The sequence below is a fragment of the uncultured Sunxiuqinia sp. genome, from assembly GCF_947495665.1.
GTDB classification, from domain to species: Bacteria; Bacteroidota; Bacteroidia; order Bacteroidales; family Prolixibacteraceae; genus Sunxiuqinia; species Sunxiuqinia rutila.
Map to the genome: position 1 here is coordinate 13,220 of NZ_CANLZV010000021.1, position 20,371 is coordinate 33,590.

At 42.1% G+C, this 20,371-nt stretch carries 17 protein-coding genes; 3 read left to right on the forward strand and 14 right to left on the reverse strand.

The features are described from left to right. Positions 1–230: 230 nt before the first annotated feature. The 7 genes from Q1A18_RS17700 to Q1A18_RS17730 all read right to left on the reverse strand — a co-directional run bounded on the left by Q1A18_RS17700 (position 231) and on the right by Q1A18_RS17730 (position 9,898). A complete protein-coding gene (locus Q1A18_RS17700) occupies positions 231–1,859 on the reverse strand; it encodes an alpha-L-fucosidase (protein ID WP_299583894.1) in 1,629 nt (542 codons plus the stop codon). Between the two features lie 70 nt (positions 1,860–1,929). Then, positions 1,930–3,579, reverse strand: coding sequence for an alpha-L-fucosidase (locus tag Q1A18_RS17705; protein WP_299583897.1), 1,650 nt, complete (start codon positions 3,577–3,579; stop codon positions 1,930–1,932). Between the two features lie 12 nt (positions 3,580–3,591). Continuing rightward, a complete protein-coding gene (locus Q1A18_RS17710; RefSeq protein ID WP_299583900.1) occupies positions 3,592–4,794 on the reverse strand; it encodes an MFS transporter in 1,203 nt (400 codons plus the stop codon). Positions 4,795–4,827: 33 nt separating this feature from the next. After that, on the reverse strand, positions 4,828–5,646 hold the full coding sequence (locus tag Q1A18_RS17715; RefSeq protein WP_299583903.1) for a TIM barrel protein: 819 nt from the start codon (positions 5,644–5,646) through the stop codon (positions 4,828–4,830). A 9-nt stretch (positions 5,647–5,655) separates the two neighbouring features. Continuing rightward, complete coding sequence (locus tag Q1A18_RS17720; protein ID WP_299583906.1) at positions 5,656–6,630, reverse strand: phytanoyl-CoA dioxygenase family protein; 975 nt, start codon at positions 6,628–6,630, stop codon at positions 5,656–5,658. A 24-nt stretch (positions 6,631–6,654) separates the two neighbouring features. Further along, a complete protein-coding gene (locus Q1A18_RS17725) occupies positions 6,655–7,611 on the reverse strand; it encodes a glycyl-radical enzyme activating protein (protein WP_299583909.1) in 957 nt (318 codons plus the stop codon). A gap of 13 nt (positions 7,612–7,624) precedes the next feature. Beyond that, positions 7,625–9,898 (reverse strand): pyruvate formate lyase family protein, encoded by a 2,274-nt coding sequence (locus Q1A18_RS17730; RefSeq protein ID WP_299583911.1) that lies wholly within the window; start codon positions 9,896–9,898, stop codon positions 7,625–7,627. A gap of 346 nt (positions 9,899–10,244) precedes the next feature. On the opposite strand from Q1A18_RS17730, the gene Q1A18_RS17735 reads away from it, so the two are divergent. The 3 genes from Q1A18_RS17735 to Q1A18_RS17745 all read left to right on the forward strand — a co-directional run bounded on the left by Q1A18_RS17735 (position 10,245) and on the right by Q1A18_RS17745 (position 12,491). Further along, complete coding sequence (locus tag Q1A18_RS17735) at positions 10,245–10,847, forward strand: AraC family transcriptional regulator (RefSeq protein WP_299583914.1); 603 nt, start codon at positions 10,245–10,247, stop codon at positions 10,845–10,847. A 391-nt stretch (positions 10,848–11,238) separates the two neighbouring features. Further along, positions 11,239–11,883: a transposase gene (locus Q1A18_RS17740; RefSeq protein WP_299583917.1), complete on the forward strand. Its 645-nt coding sequence runs from the start codon at positions 11,239–11,241 to the stop codon at positions 11,881–11,883. Beyond that, entirely contained in the window at positions 11,880–12,491 is a 612-nt protein-coding gene (locus Q1A18_RS17745; RefSeq protein WP_299583920.1) for a transposase, read from the forward strand. The genes Q1A18_RS17740 and Q1A18_RS17745 overlap by 4 nt, the downstream gene beginning before the upstream one ends. Positions 12,492–12,688: 197 nt before the next feature. On the opposite strand, the gene Q1A18_RS17750 is transcribed toward Q1A18_RS17745, so the two are convergent. From Q1A18_RS17750 to Q1A18_RS17780, 7 genes are all read right to left on the reverse strand, one after another. Beyond that, the gene (locus Q1A18_RS17750; protein WP_299583923.1) at positions 12,689–14,152 is read right to left on the reverse strand and encodes a TRAP transporter large permease; all 1,464 of its coding nucleotides are present in this window, start codon (positions 14,150–14,152) and stop codon (positions 12,689–12,691) included. A 4-nt stretch (positions 14,153–14,156) separates the two neighbouring features. Beyond that, entirely contained in the window at positions 14,157–14,636 is a 480-nt protein-coding gene (locus tag Q1A18_RS17755) for a TRAP transporter small permease (RefSeq protein WP_299583926.1), read from the reverse strand. A 12-nt stretch (positions 14,637–14,648) separates the two neighbouring features. Further along, complete coding sequence (locus tag Q1A18_RS17760; RefSeq protein ID WP_299583929.1) at positions 14,649–15,593, reverse strand: TRAP transporter substrate-binding protein; 945 nt, start codon at positions 15,591–15,593, stop codon at positions 14,649–14,651. Between the two features lie 53 nt (positions 15,594–15,646). Then, positions 15,647–16,318, reverse strand: coding sequence for a bifunctional 4-hydroxy-2-oxoglutarate aldolase/2-dehydro-3-deoxy-phosphogluconate aldolase (locus Q1A18_RS17765; RefSeq protein ID WP_299583932.1), 672 nt, complete (start codon positions 16,316–16,318; stop codon positions 15,647–15,649). Between the two features lie 155 nt (positions 16,319–16,473). Further along, positions 16,474–17,511: a sugar kinase gene (locus Q1A18_RS17770; protein WP_299583935.1), complete on the reverse strand. Its 1,038-nt coding sequence runs from the start codon at positions 17,509–17,511 to the stop codon at positions 16,474–16,476. Between the two features lie 104 nt (positions 17,512–17,615). Continuing rightward, positions 17,616–19,019, reverse strand: coding sequence for a glucuronate isomerase (gene uxaC, locus Q1A18_RS17775; protein WP_299583938.1), 1,404 nt, complete (start codon positions 19,017–19,019; stop codon positions 17,616–17,618). 79 nt (positions 19,020–19,098) lie between these two features. After that, complete coding sequence (locus Q1A18_RS17780; protein WP_299583941.1) at positions 19,099–20,346, reverse strand: tagaturonate epimerase family protein; 1,248 nt, start codon at positions 20,344–20,346, stop codon at positions 19,099–19,101. Between the last annotated feature and the right edge of the window lie 25 nt (positions 20,347–20,371).

The following is a 20,371-nucleotide window of genomic DNA, read 5'->3' on the forward strand; positions in this document are numbered from 1 at the left end:
TTTTAAGGTTTTCCATATATTTTCACCATCATCGCCCCTATTGGTTGCGGCGAATCATTTCTCCTGCCTCTTTAAGGATTTTCGCATTCATGTTCCTCATCTTCCCATGATAATTGGGAACTCCACTAATAGAAAAACAATTAATGTGTTTTACTGCAAACAAATAGTCATCAAACCGTTTTTCAGTTTGAAGACAAAGATTATATGCTTAAACATAGAACATAATAAATTCAGCTTTTCACATTCTCAGGCATTGCGACCTTACCGTGCCCATCGGCACCATACCTTTCCTTGTTTTTCTTGTTTTCTTCTTCCGATGAATTCAGGTTTACGATAGAATAAGGCAGCTCTGATGGAATTTTCTTACAACTTATTTTTACCACATACGCCATTTCGTCATCAAGGCTTTCGGGGATAGTAAGCTCCAATCCACTTTCTGAAACTTTCCAGTTTAACTTGTTGTTGTAGCCCACCAAATCAACAGAGGCAATATCCTTTTCCGACCATTTTGCAAGAGAGCCGATGACTGTTTTTCCACTTGGTCTATTTAGGAATATGGCGTAAAGATGCTTGTTATTCACCGTAAAGCGAATATCGCCCTCACTAAATGTTTTCCATGGGCGCGAACTATAAATAGCTTCACCATATTTGCTTAACCAAAAGCCAAAGTCTTGTAAAATTTCAAGAGAACTATCATCAAATGAACCATCGGGTTTGGGAGGGATATTCAACACAAAATTACAGTTTTTGGAGACTACATCAATCATTTCGTGCAACAAGCTTTTAGAAGTCCGGTAACCGGTTTCATTTCCATTGTAAAACCATGGCCCGGTAGAATTTTCCGTTTCTCTGGCCGGATATACAATGTTATTTTCGCGTGTCCTTTCCAGTACCACCGACGAAATTCCTTCGTAATAAAACCCGTGCTCTTTAATATCTTTAATAACCATTACCCCCTCGTTTTTGCCATTATGGCGAGAAGCATTATCGTTGTAGTAATGTGCAATAACTTCCATCCCGGATTTGCCACTGTCATTCATAAATGGAATGGCTCCATCGAAATAGAAATGATCGGGATGGTAATTGTCAATTAAGTCAAACATCCTGTTTTTCCATTCGGTCATCCATTTTTCAGAAGGAGTTAAAGGATGGCGAATTTGGCTATGGGTAGTTCCAATTTGTTCGGGTTTTGCTTTTTCAAGGTACAAATCTTCGTATGCCGGATCGTTTCCATCGTAGGCTACACCTTTTTTAGGCCCTTCAGAATCTGCACCTTTGTTGGTTTGAAACCAGCTGTAAGTTCTGCCTAAATGAGTTCTGACTCCCCAACGCAGACCTTCTTTTTCGCATGCCTGTTTCATTTGGCCACAAACATCCACTTTAGGGCCATAATTCAATGAGTTCCATTTGGGTTGATATTTTGAATCCCAGAAATCAAAGTTGTCATGATGAACAGCCATTGTTAAAACATACTTTGCTCCTGCATCCTTAAACTGGCGTACCCAATTTTCCGCATCAAACTTATCGGCATTCCAGGCTTCTATAATATCTTTATAACCAACTTCAGAAGGGTGCCCCCAGTTTTTCAAATGGTCGTTATACGCAGGATGCCCCTGCTCATACATGTAGCGGGCATACCAACCATTGTTACTGCTCTTCGATGCCGACTGGGCATTCCAATGACAGTAAATTCCAAACTTGGCATCTTTAAACCACTTCGGAGTTTCGTATTGCCGAAGCGATTTAACGGTGGGCTCAAATATTACTTTTTCGGGACGATTACACCCAAAAAGCATGAAAGCTGCTATTACAAGTAAAGGCAAACTTCGTTTCACAAAAAACATAATAATGTTTTCCATAAAAAAACATTTTATTTCCTGGTTACTTTGAACTTTATAGATTACTACAATCTGTTTGCTCAAATTACCTTCAAAAGGAAAATGAGCGCAGATTTTTACCGCTCACCTTTAATGTCCACGCATGCTCACAGGGTTTCTCTGTTGGTAACTCAATTTCAAGCCCTTTCGAGCTATACTGAAAAGCCAATTTAGCTGTCGAACCAAGTAATTCTACTTTATCAATCTTTGCTTTGTTATTTGAATTTTTAGCTAACAAACGCAAAGTTAGTTTTCCATCTTCCGGCCATTTCATAAAAAAAGCATTCAATATTTCCTCTCCCTCACACGTATAGCGAAAATCTTCGGAAGTATAAGTTTCTGCGACATCATGTGATGACGGATTAAAATCTTGTTCTTTCGTACTTTTCTTCTTTGTTGATGGGCCTTCTCCATAAACATTCCATGCTCGGGTTCCATAAAGCCCTTCTCCGTTAATTTCCATCCATTTTCCAAGCCCCTCTAAAAGGGCCCTCTCTTTTTCATCAATCGATCCGTCGGGATGTAAAGGGATATTCAATAAAAGGTTTCCGTTTTTACTAACAATATCGATTAGGATGTGTACCACATGCTCCACAGACTTATATTTCTGGTTGGCGTTATAGTACCAACCTCCAATACATGTTTCAGTCTGCCAGTAATCTTTACGTATATCATCGGCAATTCCGCGCTCAAACGATTGCATGGCCACTCCATCGCGAAAAGTACCGTGATTTGCAGCATTCTTATTGCTTAACACGGCTTCCAGCTTACCTCCATGACACTTCATGTTCGAATTGTAGTAATGAGCCATTATACGCCTTCCCACAGACGATTGCTCATTCTCCGAAACCAAATCTCCCTCATTAAAAGGAATTGATCCGTCGAAATACATAAAATCAGGCTCATATTGGTCAATCAGATCCTTGATTCGCAGATACCATTGATTTTCCCATTCTTCTGGAGGATTAATTGGGTAACGTATCTGGTAATAGTTTGTGTTTTCAGGTTGTTCAAATGGTTTGTGGTACAGTGCTTCATATTCCGGATTATTGCCATCGTATGGCACTCCTTTCATTACGCCGGAAGTGTCTGCACCTTTATTTGATTGGAACCAGCTATAACTTCGGGCCAGATGGGTTGTAACGCCAAAACGCATATCGTTTTTTAAAGCTGCATCGCGAAATTCTCCAACCAAATCACGTTTGGGACCCTTTTTTACCGAGTTCCACTCATGGTATTTCGAGTTCCACAAATCAAAATTATCATGATGCACAGCCAGAATTACCGCATATTTACCCCCGGCCTGTTTGTAGAGTTTTAACAATTCATCGTAATTAAGTTTAGTTGGATTAAACATTTCTATTAAATCTTTATATCCAAATTCTGAAGGGTGGCCGTAATGTTCTAAATGATATCTGTTTTGCCTGCTTCCCTGCACATACATATTTCGTGCGTACCAGTCGCCTTGCAAAGGCACAGCCTGAGGACCAATAATTGACCAGAATCCCAGTTTTGCATCGCGATACCATTCCGGAACATTGTATTTTTCAAGTGATTCCCAGGAACTATCAAAATCTCCTGTCTCCATAGGATAAGCTGACCAATCCCGACGTTCTCCGGTTGACGATTTTGTTATTTTCGTTTGCCCCTTGCAGGCTGAAAAAATCATTGTCAGTGCTAAAATTAGAACTACATTCTTCATTTTTTTAGTTGTTTAGCTCTTGGCTTCTATTTTGTTAAATAAAAATCCGTAAAACGATGTTGCCAGTAAAGGAATAACGACTACAATGAGAGAGGCTTGCAGACTAAAATAATCGGCAATTGCTCCAAAAAGCAGGGGAATAAAAAATCCTCCGGAAATGGCCATTATCACAAACGATGATGCCTCGTTTGTATGCTCGCCTAATCCCCTGGTGGCAAGAGCAAAAATGGAGGCAAACATAATAGAGATAAAAAATCCAATTGAGGTAATGGCATAAATTCCCGTTTTGCCTCCTATTATCATCGATGTAAGCACGAGCAAAGCAGCAATTAATGCAAAGAAACCAAGAATTTTTGCAGGATTAATTTTTGTCATTGTCCATGCCCCCAATATACGTCCAGCCATTAAACCATAAAAAATAATGGCAGACAAACGTACAGCTTCTGCATTACCAATTTGTCCAACTTCTTTAAAATAAGGTGTCATAAGCTGGTACAATATAGCCTCGGCTCCCATGTATAAAAACATGATAATAAAACCAATTACAAAATGACGGTATTTGAATGCGCCTCCCGGTTTTAGTTTCCCAATTTTTCCGTCCGAATTTGCTTCTGTTGGATTGGCAGGCATTTTAGTAGTACCAACAAGCAGCGCCAGCAGAAAAAATATACCCGCAACAGCAAGGTAAAAAATTCGAATCCCGCCAAACACATTATTTTCGAACAATTCGAGCATGAACCAGCCCCCCAGCGGGGCCGTTAATGCGGCACCAATTGCACCAATTCCCTGGGCAAAATTAATCCGTGCCTCCCGGTTTTTTGAGCTGCCCAAAACGCCAATGTATGGATTACAAACCGTTTGCAAAATGGTTACTCCGCCAAAGAGTACAAATAAACCTACCAGAAATAAATTATAACTTTCGGCCAGTGACGCCGGATAAAAAAGCAGCAACCCGAAACCGGTAATAGCCGCTCCTGTTACAATTGAATTTTTAGTACCGTATCTGTCAATAATTAGTTTTGCCGGATACGACATAAGGAAAAAGGCAAGAAACGACAATGATGTACCCAACGATACCTGAATATTGGAGAGTTCAAACGATTCCTGAAAAAAGGTAGCCAATACATTAAACAGGTTCCATATAAATCCCCACATAAAAAAAAGAAAGAACACTAATAATAGTGATAGTAGTTTTGGTTTTGATTGATTGTTCATTTTTTGGTTTTTAGCTGAAGAGTGGATAGTTATTTAGATGTTTAATCTGTTTATTAAATAAGATTTCATTCCCAAATTAATCTGAAATAAATCGGCAACTTCACGATTTGTAAAAGGTAGTGTTTGCAGGTAAGGCTTTGGTCCAAATTCAGTAGCAAGCGGGAATATTTTTGTCCCCAGCATTTTCTGATGATCTATTATTTTTTGCCACCAGAACAGGTGTTTATCCAGGGCCTCGTTATTTTCAGGCGCAAAGGGATGGTTCACCTGCGGCCCCTGACTGTACCCAACCCGCGCATGAATATATTTTGTTCTTTTTATGGCTTCGTACATAAGATCATCCTGGCCTTCGAGCAGGCTTTCAGATACACAACACCAGTGCGAAAAATCGGCACTGATTTTCAACTCCGGAAGTTCGTCAAAATACAACTTTGCCATTGGGGCCGAATACAAACACCGCCCACGGTGCGTTTCGTGATAAACGTTTACACCTGTGTTGGCTGAGATAATTTCTGCTGCCTTGATAATCCGGCAATTGTCTTCGAACGAAAAATAATCTTTACCGGTGTGCGAATTAATAAAAAGCGGATTGAACGATGCCAGATAGATGAGGTGCCTTTGCAGCTGTTCGATGTATTTTTCTATGCTCTCGTTTGCAAAAGGTATATTTTGCTGGGCAATCAGCAACAAATTGTTTTTGCCCAGTAAATCTTTCAGCTTATCGGCATATTCTTCGTTATACGGAATCGACATTTCAACGCCATGATACCCGGAGTCTTTAATTTTTTTAAAGAAATCGGGCAGGGGAAGGTGCTCATTTCCCCAACGCGGCATGAAATATTTAATTTCCATAATTGTGCATTAATTTACTTCATCCACTTTTAGCTCTGTCCAGGTAACTCCAAAACGATTGGTTACAGGTTTTCCCACAAAGGTTTCACGCAATTTTTTAAATGCTTCATACGAATTCACCACTTCATCTTTTCGGGTTTTGCTGCGCACTAAAAAATCGGCGTCGGGGGGGTAGCATGCCGAAGGCACATCAGGATTTATATTCTTTTTTGAAGCTTCCTCAGTCTTTGTTATTTCTGCATTTGTTGGCAGGCTGGCACTTTGATACCGAAGATCCATACTCCATCTAACGCCTTGGGTTTTGTTCTTAAAACTGGCATGAATTACTTTGTTCGACAACAATAAAAGCCCACCTTTAGGAACGGCACATTCTACCCAGTTTTCTTTCGGTACCAGTTCTTCTTTCACAGCTAGGTATTTTCCTGTTTTGTGCATTTCGTGCTCCACCACATTTCCTTTATGTGTTCCCGGAATGACAAACAAACATCCGTTATCGGCATTCGTATCAACTAAGGGAATCCACATGGTCATTACCAGCGAATCGTCGCAGTAAGGCTCGAAATAACCCGAATCCTGGTGCCACGGAACTTCGCCGTAACCATAATTCGGAATTTTTGGACGTAGACGGTAAACCGAACTTGCAATCAACTCTTCACCACAAAATGTTTCAGCGACATCAAGCAGTTTCGGATTTGATATTAATTCAAAAATAGCCGGGCCATGTAAAATGCCATTCCAGATTGAAACAGCCAGTTTAGGTGTTTCTGCACTTATTTTGGCCAGCCTTGTTTCAAAAGGTTCATTTGCGTACAAATCCGAAATTTCGCCCTCTGCAAACAAGTCCTTTGCCCGTTTGTCAATTTCCGAATTCAACTCATCAATTACATCCTGCAGATCACTGTTTTCAATTACTTTCTCCAGAATCAAATATCCGTTTTCCTTAAAAAACTCCTTTTGTTCTGTCGATATTTCAAGTTGCTTCATACCCATTCGTTTTAAATTATTAGACTACTTCTGAACAAATCCGGAAATTTTAATTTTTAGTCCGGCATTATCGTCCCTGAACTTCTCGATACGTTTATAATCTGCCAAATCAGATTTAGCTTGGCCCAAACTCCATGTCTTATTCAGCCGCTCGTATTTATCTTCGCAGATATCGTTAAACAAATTCATTTCCCATTCGGTAAACAGCGCTTTATATTTATCGGAAATCAGTTTTGCAATAGAATTTAAATTTTCAGCTCCATCAGTGGCTCCTGGAATAATGGGGGTTCTGAACTGTAATTCAGGACCATCATTTTTCGATTTATAAGCGATTATCCAGTGCAGCGATTTTAGTATTTTAGAAATGCCCCGTCCTGTCCACTTTATGGCCGGTTCTTCTTCCAGTATTTTTAAATCGAAAAACACCAAGTCGGTAAACGGAATAATCTTTTCAAGTGCCATATCTGAAATTTGGCCCGAAGTATCGAACGCCGTGTGAATACCCGCTTCTCTGCATTTTTCGAAAAGCCGGCCTACAAATTCCGGATAAGTCCCGGGCTCTCCTCCGGTAACTGTTACTCCGCCTCCCGAGGCATCAATAAACGGTTTGTCTTTTAGCAAACGATTAAAAACTTCATCAACCGAATAATCTTCACCAATCTTTTCGATAGCTTTCGACGGACAGGCGTCGGCGCACCGGTAACACCCCTCGCATTTATTCCGGTCTACTTCAATTTTACCATCCTTTTGCGAAAGGGCAGAATTGGGACAGGCAAGAATACAACTTGTACAGTCAATACATTTAGAATGAATAACCCAGATCTCTTTTTTCGATGAAATACCTTCGGGGTTGTGGCACCACAAACAATTTAGGGGGCAGCCTTTTAAATAAACCACAGTGCGGTATCCCGGACCGTTGTGTGTGTTCAACGATTCAATTTTAAATATCCTGCCTTTTATCTCTTTGTTTGCCACTTGCATTCCTGTTCTCCTGTTACAAGCTTTTATAATTTACCCGTTCAATAAATTCTTTCTGAAATCGTTTGTCCATACTTACAAAATGGCTCGAATACCCGGTTACTTTAACGTTTATATCGTGATAAGCCGGATTATCGTTGTCGTGCATTGCTTCTTCAAGCACCTTTAAATCAACTAGGTTAAAGTTAATTTGCACACCTCCTTTTTTGAAGAACGCAACAGAAAAGGCTTCCATCATTTTATCTTTTTCAACACCGGCCTTAAAGAAATCGGGAGTTAATTCAATTTGGAAAGAGCCACCCTGGTATTTTGCAAAATCCAATTTTGTGAACGAATTTACCGTGGCAGCTATACCATTATTATTACGTCCGTGCATCGGGTTCATTCCATGGGCTAGAGGTTCTTTTGCCAAGCGTCCATCGGGAGTTGCCCCCAACATTGGCCCAGCATAAGTGTGCCCCATGTACTGGAAAAGTGACGGGCGAAAAGGGAAACCTTTGTTGTTTCTTTTGCTCTCTAACACTTCTCTTACCTGCTCCGAAACCCAAACAGCCATTTCATCAGCCCCATCGAGGTCATTGCCAAATTTGGGCACATTCAGAAAGTGTTGTCTCATTACTTCGTTATCTTTCCAATCGTTGTTTATGGCGTTCTGCAAGTCAGCCAGCGAATATCTGTTTTGCTCAAAAACGAGTTCTTTAATTGCATAAACAGAATCGGCAACATTGGGAACTCCCAGAACATTTACCGAAGTAAAATTGTAACGTACAGCATCTTTGTCGGTGCAATCTTTTCCTTTTTCAATACAATCGTACATGCAAAACGAGGTTACCATTTCGGGCCATACTTTTGCCTGCCAATCGTAGGTTGAGTTTTTAAATTTCACCAGGGCATCGGCAGTTCGATCTACTTCATGGCAATACATCTCCCAAAACTCATCGAATGTTTTGGTGTCGTTTTCTATTGCGGCGGCAATTGCTCTTTGCATAGGCTTTACCAGCACCAAACTGTTTACATCCTGGTCGTTATATTCGGTACCTACTCCGCAATACCACTGACAACCACTATATGCCACATTCCATGCATCTTCTTCTCGGTACCCGCTTCGCACTTCACTAGCCTTTAGTACATCGTAATTTACAAGAATCGGGACTCCGCAACCATGACGCGTTAAGACATCATTGGCATAGCGGTAAAAATCCTTGTCCATATCGTCATGCCACATTACCCCCATATGATTGATTCCGCCAACCAAATCGTATGCTTCCAGACACACCCAGCTCATTTCATTTGTGGCATCTGACAAATCCTTTAATCGTCCGCCAAGGGCAGTGTAACTGCCATATTTAATATACATTTCGCCCACCAGTTCACGGGCCATTTGTCGGGTAATTTTTCCTTCGGAAATATCTTTCTGATAAAACGGTTGTAAAAGCTGGTCAGTGCGTCCGTAGCCGTTTCCATGACCATGCATCCGTTCAGCTACCTGGAAAAACCATATCCACTGAACTGCCTCGTGAAGAGTTTGTGGTGCGCGTTCCGATAAGTTCTCGCATACTTCGGCAATGGAAAGATAAAGATCGATCTGTTTGGAATCGGAAGATTTACTCGCTTTATCCCTTGCAGCGTAGGCATGACGTTTGATAAAACGCTGAATGGAAAGCGCAATAATTTCGGAGCCATTTAAATAGTTTACCTTTTCAGTTTCTCCTGCTTTCTCAAATTTGGCAATATTGTTTCTTACCTTTTCAAGTAATCCGTTCCAACCTAAACTCAGGCCAATGCTTAAATCGGGGCAGGTATGTGTAAAGCTTATTCCACCTGCTCCCAGTTCGCGTGCATCAAAACCAGCATCGCGCTGTTCCTGTGGGTATTGAAAGAATCGTGCTTCATCCAACTGCCAGTGAAATTCTCCAACGATCAGTTCATTCTCATGAACTTCTGCAGGACTGTTATCGATAAAATAAACATAGTCTTGCGCCCAGTTTAAAGGCGTATATTCAAACTTACCTTGCTTCGAAGGCATTTCTTTTGCTTTTGGGAATGGTATACCTACATCAACACGTGCATTGTGGTCGCCAATATTAATGCGGTGATCAACATCGCAGGCATGTTCGCCGGTTGCAGGCGAAAACGACGCGGCTTCGCCCGACCAGTGATAAACCAGAAACTCAGCATTATCGCAATACAAATCCCGTTTTTTTTCGATTACTAATTTTAGCCTACGGGCAATCAATGCTTTCATCCTGGCATCCGGCACAAATTTCTGATTTACATTTGTTTCCTTCATTATTCTTGTTGATATTTTGACGATCTAAACTATTTAGATAATTTTACACAATCAAATCTACACATTAACAAGTAGATATAAAATAAACAAAACAAACCTAAAACTATACTATCTTAACTTTATGGCAGCAGATTCGTTTGAATGTAAATTGATATCAGGGGGATTTAACCATTGCGACAGCTCGTGGAACAAAAGCAGTGATGAACTCGACCGGTGTTTTAAAATTTATAATCCGGTAAGCGGGAATGCAATAATCAATGTAGATAATACCGAGTACCTCATCCAGGCAGGTAATATCTATTTTATTTCAGGATTCAATATAAAATCCCAAAAGTGCACCTCTTTTATGGATATTTACTGGCTGCATTTTATCCCGGCTTCGCTTTATTTACGGCAGGTACTATTAAGTTCTAGTTCCGTTCATATCTGGGAAACAACCGACTTCCCTTTTATGAATGATTTTAACAAATTCATACAAAAGATATTTGGGAACAACAATCCCATTACATCCCATGTTCCACTTCTACCCTATTCGTATGAAGAAGCAAAAATTCATAGCTTTGTTTTGAATATTATCGCAGACATCTTACAAACGACACAGGCCATGGACGACTCTACCTCGCTGGAAATAAAAAAAATGGAACCTTCCATAAACTTTATGAACAGTGAGTTTAGAAAGAATCCTGCACTTGAAGAAATTGCATCCAAATCAGCTCTATCTCCCAATTATTTTCACCGTATTTTTAAACGAAATTTTGGGATCACACCTTTAAATTATATGATAAGACTGCGAATGGAACTGGCCATAAAGCTGCTTACCGCAACCGACAAAAGTGTAAAAGAGGTAGCATACGATACTGGTTATCAGAACGAATTTTATTTTTATCGCCAATTTAAAAAACAGTATAATTACAGTCCGGGCAAACTTAAAAAAGTGAGACCTTTCTAAATCCTCCAGATTTGATCCTGAAATTTCTTAGAGATACCAATATAGAATGCATTCGGATCAGTTTAAATTTCTGGTAAGTAAAAATTATTCTCATCTTTACTTTGTATTTTTTTCATTAGTCTCCATTAAAAGTAAATTATCTGTCCAGTCATTTTTCAGCCCCACCCTGTATGACTACTTTTGATTAACCACAAAAAAATGGGAAAACATCATGTAGCAGAGCGATATGTAAAAAAGTTTATCACCTGGCTTAAGAAGGGGATAAAAGCGTATACAATCATTAAATTTAACAACTTTAAACTCAGCAAATCCTTAGGTGTCCCTTCAACAAAACGATCATGATTCAGAGGAATCACCAACAGAAATGAAAGTGAATTAACTTGCGGTATCTATGTACCAATATAATTTTCACACTATGTCATCAGCTGTTGAAGAGTTCCCACGAATCATTGAGCGTGGCTGTGGACTTGATGTTCATCAAGGCACAGTTTTAGCCAATATCAAAGGTAAAGATATTATTGAACGTACGGTAACCTTTGCCACCTTCACTGAAGACCTTGAACGATTGGTTTGCTTTCTTCAAGACGAAGGAGTTACCCAAATTGCGATGGAGAGCACCGGGATATATTGGAAACCGGGTTATTATGTATTAGAGGAATATTTTGAGATTTTTTTGTGCAATGCCCGTCATATTAAAAATGTTCCGGGACACAAAACAGATAAGAAAGACAGCGAGTGGATCGCCAAACTTTTATTAAGCGGATTACTGAAAGGAAGTTTTATTTCCCGTGAAGAGATTCGCCAGTTTCGCGATTTACATCGCCATCGCCGTAAGTTAATCAGCCAGCGGACCGCAGAAAAGAACAGGCTTCAGAATATACTCGAAGATGCCAACATCAAACTGAGTAGTGTTGTAAGTGATGTTTTTGGAAAAACAGGAACTGCCATTATTTATGCACTGGTCGCAGGGGAAAGAAATCCGACAAAACTGGCCGGTTTGGCAAATGGCTCATTGGTTAAAAGAAAGCCGAATTGAAAAAAGCATTGTATGGGCGTATAACCGAACATCATACTTTCATATTACAACTGATTCTTTCATCTATTGAGCATATCAATCATCAAATTGCTTTGATAGAAAACCAAATAGACAAGCATCTAATTCCCATGCAAGAAGAGGTGGAACTGCTGCAAACAATCCCCGGAGTATCCGCGCAAATAGCCACGGGCATTCTGGCTGAAATCGGAAACGAAATGGAACATTTCCCCTCACATAAGTCACTGGCCTCCTGGGCAGATGTTTGTCCGGGGAATAACGAAAGTACCGGCAAGAAGTACTCCTCCAAAATCACACATGGTAATAAATACCTGAAAACAACTCTTGTTGAAGCTGCATTGGGCGCATCTCATTCGAAAGACTGCCTGATGGCTGCCAAACATAAGGCGATTGCCGCCAGAAGAGGAAGTAAGAAAGTAAACATTGCAATAGAACATAAAATCCTGACGGCTTCTTACTTCATCCTTCGAGACAAGACTCCTTACATTCAAAATAGCCAGAATAAAAATATTGCAGAGCAGCGTAGATTGAAAAAAATTGAGCGATTGGAAAAGCAGTTAAGAAACCTGAAAAGCGTCTCATTCAATTAAAAGGTCGTCTTTTTTTGGTGGTAAGTCCCCGGAAATAAAACTGACAACAGACGTTAAGAACCAACAGTTGTTGCCAAATAGAGCACGTGGGAAAAATTATACTTTGATTTTTATCGCTTACAGAAGAGACTTTCAACAAAAAAACGGAATGCCTGCAGTTGAGACATCCCGTTTTTGTAGAGCTTATTCTATACTAATCAAAATCCAAATTTTGCGGGCAACCACAAGCTAAGCTGAGGCAGGTAAGTTACCAATAACAAGACAACTACCATTGCTAAAAACATCGGGATAAGGGGTTTTATCACCTTGTCGATGCTAAGCCCGGAAACGCTACATCCAATGAAAAGTACGGAACCTACCGGAGGTGTACACAAACCGACACTCAGGTTTAGCACCATAATGATTCCGAAGTGAATCGGATCAACTCCCATAGCCGTAACAATGGGCAGGAATATTGGCGTGAAAATCAAAACAGCCGGAGTCATGTCCATAAAGATACCGACCACCAAAAGAATCAGGTTGATGAGTAGCAGGATGATGAACGGATTGCTTGATACCGATAACAGCCCCTCGCTAACATTTTGAGGAATGTTTTCATAAGCCATAATCCATGATAAGCCCAAGCAGGTAGCTACCAGCAACAAAACAATACCGGTTGTTTTAACCGAGCGTAAAAGAATTTGCGGCAAATCGTTAACCTTAATTTGGCGGTAAATGAATGCCAGAATTAGTGAGTATAACACGGCAATAGCCGAAGCTTCGGTAGCGGTAAAATAACCGGCTACAATACCTCCAATTACAATAATCAGCATCAGCAAACTGGGAATGGCATCCAATAACTTCTTGGTGCCATCCAGGGCTTTTTCTTTGTTATTTTTGGTTTTGATGAAGGCAAAAACAGCAAATGCAGCCAGTGCAACCCCAGACAGACTTCGGTTAACAGCCGGATTAAATGATTCACGAGCCAAACTGATTCCCTGGAAAGCCAGGACTAAAGCAATGGCAGACAGCACTGCAATGCCAAGGCCTTTTAGTGCAGCCTGAAGCCCTTTCCGCTTATAAATAAGCATCGTAACAGCCGTGATAATAATAGCTAACCCGGTCAAAATACCCGGCACATAGCCCGCTAAAAACAAGGCCGTAATGGAAACACCACCACTTGCCAAAGAATATACGATCAGGATATTACTGGGCGGAATGGATAAACCGGTGGTTGCAGAGGTAATGTTAACTGCAGCACTGAAATTCTCAGGGTAACCTTCTTTTTTCATTTCGGGCCCCATGATACTTCCAATGGCCGATGCCGAGGCGGCAGCTGAACCGGAAATAGCTCCAAAAAGCATATTGGCCAGTACGTTTACAATGGCAACACCTCCGGGGATTCCACCAACCAACACCCGCGCAAAATCAATCAGACGAATGGCAATTCCACCGCTATTCATGATGTTACCGGCTAAAATAAAGAACGGAATAGCCAGCAAGGCAAAACTATCGAGCCCGGTAGCCATACGCTGCGAAAATGTAGTTAAGGCCGGAATCACATCAATACTAACCAGCATGGTCAGGATTCCGGAGATACCAATACTGAACGCGATGGGTACACCAACGACCAGCAAGAGGATAAAACTAAAAACGAGTACAAATATTTCAAGAAATTCCATAATGCTATTTTTTCCGGTTCTCTTTAACCATGTTGTACATATTATCCAAGTCGAAATAAGCAATCAACAAACCGCTGATTGGCAGCACCAGGTAAACCAGTCCCAGCGGTAATCCTAATGCAGCTGACTTTACCGACAAGAAAAAACGGGTGTAAACCAACCACGATCCGCCAATAACCATAACGGTAAGCGCAAACACAATGACCACCACACTAATGATCATTTCTAGTTTAAACTTCCGCTCAGGTGAGCTTCGCTGAAGCAGCAAATCGATAGCCAGGTGTTCGCGCTGACCAGCCACATATGCAGCTCCCAGCAAACCTACCCAAATCAATAAGAAGCCCGCCAGTTCATCGGTAAAGCTGCTGGGCTCGTTCATAACATAGCGGCTGAAAACCTGCCATAGCACATCCAGCACCAGGATTCCCATTAGAAAGACCAGCACCCACTCAATTATTTTATCAATATATTTTCGTACAGTCATGTTATTTTGATTTTATTCAACCGCCTGAATACGCTTGATGTATGAATAGATTACCTCATTATCCCGGTAACTCTCCAGTAAAGGCTGTACCTTTTCAATAAAAGGAGCTTTATCCGGATAATTCACCTTAACACCTGCTTTTTGAACTTCCTCCAGGGATTTCTTTTCGGATTCGGCCCACAGTTTACGCTGCAGAACAGCCGACTCATCAGCCGCCTGCTGAATCCATTCCTGCTCCTGAGCGGACAACTTATCCCAGATAATCTGGCTAAAAACCAGAACATCGGGGATGGTGGTATGCTCATCCATCGAGTAGAATTTACACACTTCGTAGTGACGTGAGGTGTAAAGGCTTGGAGGGTTGTTTTCAGCGCCATCAACTACACCACTTTGCAAAGCCGTGTAAAGTTCACCCCATGAAATTGGGGTTGGCGAGCCACCCAGCGCCTTGGTCATTTCAACGGCCGTAATACTGCGCATGACCCGAATCTTCAAACCAGCCAGGTCATCGGGATGATTGATGGGTTTTGATTTGGTGTAGAAACTACGTGATCCGGCATCGTAGTAGGTCAAACCGCGAATCCACTTATCTTCTGTACTCAGCAGCAAGTCTTTTCCGATGGGGCCATCCATAATTTTAAAGGCATGCTCTTTGGATTTGAAAATGTAAGGCAAGCCAAAAACTTTGTAGGCATCGGTAAAGCTTTCCATTACGGCAGCCGAAACCTTCGTAATTGCCAAACTTCCAATCTGAAGTAATTCCACACACTGTTGCTCCGAGCCCAGCTGCTCGGCCGGGTAAATCTCAATCGTTAACTTGCCTTCCGACAATTCGGCTGTTCGCTGAGCCATAAACTCCATGGCTTGGTGCACCGGGTGGTCCACCGGAAGCCCATGCGCCAGCTTCAACTCCTTTTTAGCCGAAGGGCCCGTACAGGAGAAGCAATTTATCAGCATAGCAAGTATGAATAGTTTAGTTGGACTGATTTTAGTCATTTTATTGTTGTTGGTTATTTTTTGTACTTCTGAATGATGGCCAGCGCTTCCTGGCATTTTTCGGTAATATAGGCATAATTCTTCTGAGCCAGTACCTCTTTGGGGAACAGCTGCGAGCCCATGCCCACGCAGTGTACTCCGGCCTTGAACCAAGAACTCAGATTGTCTTCGTCAGGCGAAACACCGCCCGTTGGCATAATGCTGGCATACGGCATTGGCCCCATTACTCCTTTTACAAAATCAGGTCCACCCACCGATGAGCCCGGGAAAATCTTCACCACTTCGCATCCCAGTTCATGCGCACGACCAATTTCGCTTACCGAGCCACAACCCGGGCTCCAGGCAATTTTACGTTTGTTGCAAACCTTAGCCATTCCTTCATCAATCAAAGGTGAAACAATAAAGTTTGCGCCGATGGAAATGTAAAGCGCAGTGGTAGCCTCATCCACGATGGACCCAACCCCCATAATCATTTCCGGACACTCTTTGGCAGTCCATTTGTTCAGTTCGCCAAACACTTCTGCCGCAAAATCGCCACGGTTGGTAAATTCAAAAACACGAATGCCACCTTCGTAACAAGCTTTTACTACCTGCTTGCACAAATCAACATCAGCGTGATAGAATACCGGCACCAGGCCTGTGGTTTTCATTGCTTGCGCTACATCTATTCTTGTAAATCGAGCCATTTTATCAGTTTTTTTAGTTCGAATTTCGAATGGTTCATGAGTAGATAAAGGAAAGCCAGGCCTTCCTTTCCCATCCTTTAGATTCCAGGTACTCATTTCCGCTTTCGAAACGGATTGAATTATTATTAAATATCGATACTCCTTTTCCTTGGCTATTATCGGGCTACACGGCCTGAGGCATCGCCACCCATCAGTTTTTCAACTTCATGGACCGTTACCTGGTTGTAGTCGCCATAAATGGTGTGTTTCAGGCAGGATGCGGCCACTGCAAATTCCAGCGCTTTTTGGTCATCATTCGGATAGCTTAGCAATCCATAAATCAGTCCACCCATGAACGAATCTCCCCCACCAACACGGTCAACAATATGTGTAATTTGATACTGACGTGATTCGTACAATTTTTGGCCATCCCAAAGCACACCAGCCCAGCTGTTGTGGTTAGCATTGATGGAACCACGCAAAGTCGTAATCACTTTTTTGCATCGTGGGAATTGCGCCATAATTTGTTTTGAAACCGACTCGTAAGCAGCTCCTTCCACATGACCTCCGGTCACATCAACTCCCTCAGGATGAATACCCAAAACCATGGCTGCATCTTCTTCGTTTCCAAGCACCACATCGGTTCCGGCTACCAATTCAGGCATCACCTCGCCGGCTGTCTTTCCATAGTTCCACAGATTCTTGCGGTAGTTCAAATCGCAAGAAACCGTAATTCCTTTTTCATTGGCTTTTTTGATGGCTTCCAGACACACATCGGCAGCTCCCTGCGAAATGGCCGGAGTAATTCCGGTCCAGTGGAACCAGCCGGCTCCTTCAAATACCGCATCCCAATCAATCATGCCTGGTTCAATTTCAGCAATGGCTGAATGTGCCCGGTCGTAAACCACTTTACTTCCGCGGCTTACAGCACCCGTTTCCAGGAAATAAATCCCTACACGATCACCACCAGTTACAATCTGATCAACCCCAACACCATAGCTTTTCAAGTCCATCTTGCAGGCACGGGCAATATCATTTTCGGGCAAGCGAGTTACAAAATCAACCGGAATGCCATAGTTAGCCAACGAAACAGCTACGTTGGCTTCACCTCCGCCAAAAGTAGCAGTCAAGCTATCAGACTGGTTAAATCTCAAATATCCGGGTGTTGCCAACCGCAACATAATTTCTCCAAACGTAACAACTTTCTTATTCATTTTTCTTTCCTTTTAATCGATCAATGCAATCGATTGCAAAAATATAACTCTTTTATTCAAGAACAAATTCAAATAGCGTCTTTTAAACGCCTTTGATCTGAAAATCATTGAAATTTGAAATAATTGCGAGCATTGTTGTAGCAAATATTTTCCACCATTTCGCCCAGCAGTTTCAGGTCGTTCGGGATTTCACCATTCTCGACATCATTCCCCAGCAGGTTACATAAAGTCCGTCTGAAATATTCGTGACGAGTGTACGACAAAAAGCTGCGTGAATCCGTTAACATTCCCACAAAGCGACTCAGCAATCCCAAGTTCGATAGCGCATTCATTTGCTTTTCCATGCCGTCTTTCTGATCCAGGAACCACCAGCCTGATCCGTATTGAATTTTACCAGGAACTGATCCATCCTGGAAGTTGCCGATCATGGTGGCATACAACTCATTATCGCGTGGATTGAGGTTATACAAAATCGTTTGACTCAGTTTGTTCTCCTGATCCAGACGGTCGAGCAATTTGCCCAGCGAAGCTGCTACCGGCTTATCGCCAATGGAGTCAAAGCCCGTATCGGGACCTAACTTTTTAAACAAGCGGGTATTGTTATTGCGTTGTGCGCCAATATGAAATTGTTGAGTCCAGCCGCGCGAGTGATCCATAATACCAAACTCATACAACATGCACGATTTAAACTTCAGGATTTCGTTTTCATTCAAAGCTTTCAACTGCCGGATTTTATCAAAAACAACGTTAATTTCCACCATGGTATAATCCTCCGCATAAGCCGTGTCCAGTCCATGATCTGACAAACGACAGCCATTGTCGTGGAAGAACTGGTGACGCTTGTCCAAGGCAACCATGAAAGCATCGAAGCTATCAATATCCACATTAGCCACCTCGGCTAACTGGTCAACATAGTCATTGAAAAAGTCAACATTTTCAACCATCATTGCCTTGTCCGGACGCCACGCAGGCAATACCGCCACTTCAAAGCCATCCTCTTTAATAGCCTGATGGTACTCCAAGGAATCCAAAGGATCGTCGGTTGTGCAGATGGTATCAACATTGGCCATACGAATAATGTCGCGGCATTTATAATTGCCGGAGGTCAGTTTTTCATTGCACTCATCCCAAATTTCCCTGGCTGTTTCCGGATTCAAAACTTTGTCAATGCCGAAGAATTTTTTCAGCTCCAGATGCGTCCAATGGTAAAGCGGATTGCGCAGGGTATGCGGAACTGTTTCCGCCCATTTTTCAAACTTCTCCCAATCGCTGGCATCGCCGGTGCAATAGCGTTCGTCAACGCCATTGGTGCGCATGGCACGCCATTTATAGTGGTCGCCATACAACCAAATCTGCGTAAGGTTTTCAAACGACTTGTTTTCTGCTATTTCCTTAGGAGAAATATGACAGTGGTAATCAAAAATCGGCATTTTAGCCGCATGCTCATGATACAGTTTCCGAGCTGTTTCGGTATGAAGCAAAAAATGCTCATCCATGAATTTTTTCATCTTCCTTTTCCTTTTTACTATTATTTACTGAGCCCGTTAATCAGCACACAGCAAACCAACGGGCTCAATTCATGACTTTCTACAAATTAAATAAGCGCTTCAGGTGACGGTCATAGATGTTTTCTTCGACGCAAGCACCAACCACATCAGCATTTTTTTCCAGCAACGAATAATAGCGTTCGCCCATTTCGGCGGCTACTTTGTAGCCCACGTGAATAAGTTGACGGAAGTTCAGGTTGTAATCCGGGTGCCCCGGAATATGACGTAGCGCATTGGCAAATTTTTCGCCCGACCAGCTGTTTACTTCAGCCACCGCGGGCAACTGGCTATCATCAATGTCAATCACATCGGCATACGGTCCACACAATTCATCTTTACGCCCCAAAGCGCTGGCGTAAATCTCCTTCGCTGCTTCAAGCGCTTCTCCGTCGGCCACAGCCAGTCCAATCACTTCTTCCAGCCAAGTGGTTCCTGCGGTTTTTACATGCAGCCCTTTATCGTATTTTTTAATGACATCAGCCATAATCGGGTAAATTGAAAATTTGTCGCTGCCTGAATGAACACTCAGCTTCAAATCTGCCGGCAAACCAAACTCCTTGACCGCGTAATCAATTACCAGTACATCTTCTTCAAATTCTTTGGCAAACTGATCCAAATCACCTACGTAATCCACTCCTTTATTAAAACGTCCTGTAAACTTAGGCGCGATCGTTTGTATCGGCACTTTTTTATCGGCCAGCATTTTCAAAATAAAGAACAGGTCAACCGGCGTTTGTGGCAATTCCACTTCATCCATTGACACTTCTGTAATGAAATTCCCCTCTCCTTTCTTCTCAACCAGGTACTGATAAATGCCGGCTGCCTGATCGGTTGCTGCTAAAAATTTGACTGCAATCGCAATCAACAACTCGTCATCCACTTGTATGGGCTCTGCAATTCCCGGAATTTGAAGCACTCCCTTGTATTTTTCGCATGAAGCCAGAAAAGATTCAATGGCTTCCTTGGAACTTTCGTTGCCAATAAAAGCGGCCACATCAAGCGTGAAAAAGTCAGAGGCCTCTACAAAAGGAGCCACAGTCGTCAGGTTGATGTGGTCGGCATCCACAAAGTACGGTTTATTCCAGCCCAAAGCTTTCACGGCCGCGTCAGCTTCGGAACGTACATCTGCCGGAAGGGTTTTAACAATGCCGTGCTCGCGGTTCGACTTATTCCACACCGGACTAACCTCAACTCCTGCCTCATTAGCCCTGCTAATTGCCCGTAACTGAGCTTGTCCCTGATGCGAAAAACGATCGCCAACACCAAAACTATATTTACTTAATTTCATGGTCTATATTTTAATTGATTTTTTA

What these genes read in the sequence shown, in the direction of transcription:
- Q1A18_RS17700 (WP_299583894.1), bottom strand. Translation starts at nt 1,859, where the DNA reads ATGGAAAACATTATTATGTTTTTTGTGAAACGAAGTTTGCCTTTACTT.
- Q1A18_RS17705 (WP_299583897.1), bottom strand. Translation starts at nt 3,579, where the DNA reads ATGAAGAATGTAGTTCTAATTTTAGCACTGACAATGATTTTTTCAGCC.
- Q1A18_RS17710 (WP_299583900.1), bottom strand. Translation starts at nt 4,794, where the DNA reads ATGAACAATCAATCAAAACCAAAACTACTATCACTATTATTAGTGTTC.
- Q1A18_RS17715 (WP_299583903.1), bottom strand. Translation starts at nt 5,646, where the DNA reads ATGGAAATTAAATATTTCATGCCGCGTTGGGGAAATGAGCACCTTCCC.
- Q1A18_RS17720 (WP_299583906.1), bottom strand. Translation starts at nt 6,630, where the DNA reads ATGAAGCAACTTGAAATATCGACAGAACAAAAGGAGTTTTTTAAGGAA.
- Q1A18_RS17725 (WP_299583909.1), bottom strand. Translation starts at nt 7,611, where the DNA reads ATGCAAGTGGCAAACAAAGAGATAAAAGGCAGGATATTTAAAATTGAA.
- Q1A18_RS17730 (WP_299583911.1), bottom strand. Translation starts at nt 9,898, where the DNA reads ATGAAGGAAACAAATGTAAATCAGAAATTTGTGCCGGATGCCAGGATG.
- Q1A18_RS17735 (WP_299583914.1), top strand. Translation starts at nt 10,245, where the DNA reads ATGGATATTTACTGGCTGCATTTTATCCCGGCTTCGCTTTATTTACGG.
- Q1A18_RS17740 (WP_299583917.1), top strand. Translation starts at nt 11,239, where the DNA reads ATGTACCAATATAATTTTCACACTATGTCATCAGCTGTTGAAGAGTTC.
- Q1A18_RS17750 (WP_299583923.1), bottom strand. Translation starts at nt 14,152, where the DNA reads ATGGAATTTCTTGAAATATTTGTACTCGTTTTTAGTTTTATCCTCTTG.
- Q1A18_RS17755 (WP_299583926.1), bottom strand. Translation starts at nt 14,636, where the DNA reads ATGACTGTACGAAAATATATTGATAAAATAATTGAGTGGGTGCTGGTC.
- Q1A18_RS17760 (WP_299583929.1), bottom strand. Translation starts at nt 15,593, where the DNA reads ATGCTGATAAATTGCTTCTCCTGTACGGGCCCTTCGGCTAAAAAGGAG.
- Q1A18_RS17765 (WP_299583932.1), bottom strand. Translation starts at nt 16,318, where the DNA reads ATGGCTCGATTTACAAGAATAGATGTAGCGCAAGCAATGAAAACCACA.
- Q1A18_RS17770 (WP_299583935.1), bottom strand. Translation starts at nt 17,511, where the DNA reads ATGAATAAGAAAGTTGTTACGTTTGGAGAAATTATGTTGCGGTTGGCA.
- uxaC (WP_299583938.1), bottom strand. Translation starts at nt 19,019, where the DNA reads ATGAAAAAATTCATGGATGAGCATTTTTTGCTTCATACCGAAACAGCT.
- Q1A18_RS17780 (WP_299583941.1), bottom strand. Translation starts at nt 20,346, where the DNA reads ATGAAATTAAGTAAATATAGTTTTGGTGTTGGCGATCGTTTTTCGCAT.